Below are 1,233 nucleotides of genomic sequence, written 5' to 3' on the forward strand. Positions count from 1 at the left end.
TGAATCGCCCCTGGTTTCCTAGACACTCTCCAAGCTCAGGAAATAGCGTTTCTCATACTCTACTGGAGACAGCTGCATAGCACTGCTGTGTCGACGTTTTGGGTTATAGAACATCTCGATGTAATCGAAAATATCACTCCGGGCTTCGTCACGTGTCGCGTAGGTCTTTCGTCGAACCCGTTCCCGCTTCAAAAGCTGGAAAAAGCTCTCGGCTACGGCATTGTCGTGGCAGTTTCCCCGTCGGCTCATGCTGCTGACCACATTGTTGGCCTTAAGGAAGCTTTGCCAATCTGAGCTACTGAACTGACTGCCTTGGTCTGAGTGAATCATCACTTGCTGCTGTGGCTTGCGTCGCCAAACGGCCATCAGCATCGCGTCGATAGCAAGGTCGCTGCACATCCTTGGCTTCATTGACCAACCAATTACTTGGCGTGAGAAGAGATCCAGCACTACCGCCAGATAAAGCCATCCTTCATAGGTGCGGATGTAAGTGATATCTGTCACCCAGACCTTGTTCGGCTCGCTGACCTTGAACTGCCGGGCAAGGTGGTTGGGCGAGGCCACGGTTGGTTTTCCGCCATAAAACCCAGGACGACGGCGATAACCCGTTTGCGAACGCAACCCCTCTGCTTGCATCAAACGACCGACTCGATTTCGCCCGCATGTCTCTCCCAGCTCACGCAGGTCACCATGAATTTTGCGATAGCCGTACACACCTCCGCTTTCGAGCCAAGCGTGTTTGATCAAGCCAAGCAGACGTTGATCTTCTTTTGCTCGGGCAGATTGAGGCTCGGCCAGCCAGGCGTAATAGCCGCTGGGGTGCACCTTGAGGGTTTGGCAAAGGCGCCGCACCGGGTAATCAGTCGAGTGCTTCTTGATGAAGGCGTACTTCAGCCGCACTCCTTGGCAAAGTACGCGGCGGCCTTTTTTAAGATGTCTCGCTCTTCCGTCACGCGCTTGCGTTCAGCGCGTAGCTTGCGCAGTTCGGCCTGCTGATCGTCGTCTTGCTGACGCTGCTCTTGGGGCTTGCTGTAGACCTTGATCCAGGCGTAAAGACTGTGCACGGACATGCCCAGGCGCTGGGCGACATCGGCGACAGGTTTGCCTTTCTCGGTCACTTGCTTGACCGCTTCGATCTTGAATTCTTCGGGGTAACGCTGACGACTCATGGCACCTCCTATTTGGGCCTCATTATGAGGCTTGGAGGTGTCTACGAAACCAGGGGCGATTCAG

1 protein-coding gene is annotated in these 1,233 nt (G+C 54.7%); it reads right to left on the reverse strand.

Annotated elements, in window-relative coordinates; genetic code table 11:
* Nucleotides 1-18 precede the first annotated feature (18 nt).
* A protein-coding gene (locus L6D80_RS29810; RefSeq protein ID WP_099816120.1) for an IS3 family transposase occupies nucleotides 19-1,169 on the reverse strand; the annotation gives its coding sequence in 2 pieces (ribosomal slippage) (nucleotides 19-935 and nucleotides 935-1,169; 1,152 coding nt in all).
* Nucleotides 1,170-1,233 lie beyond the last annotated feature (64 nt).

It is taken from the genome of Pseudomonas ceruminis (genome assembly GCF_021602025.1).
In the GTDB taxonomy this organism is placed as follows: Bacteria; Pseudomonadota; Gammaproteobacteria; order Pseudomonadales; family Pseudomonadaceae; genus Aquipseudomonas; species Aquipseudomonas ceruminis.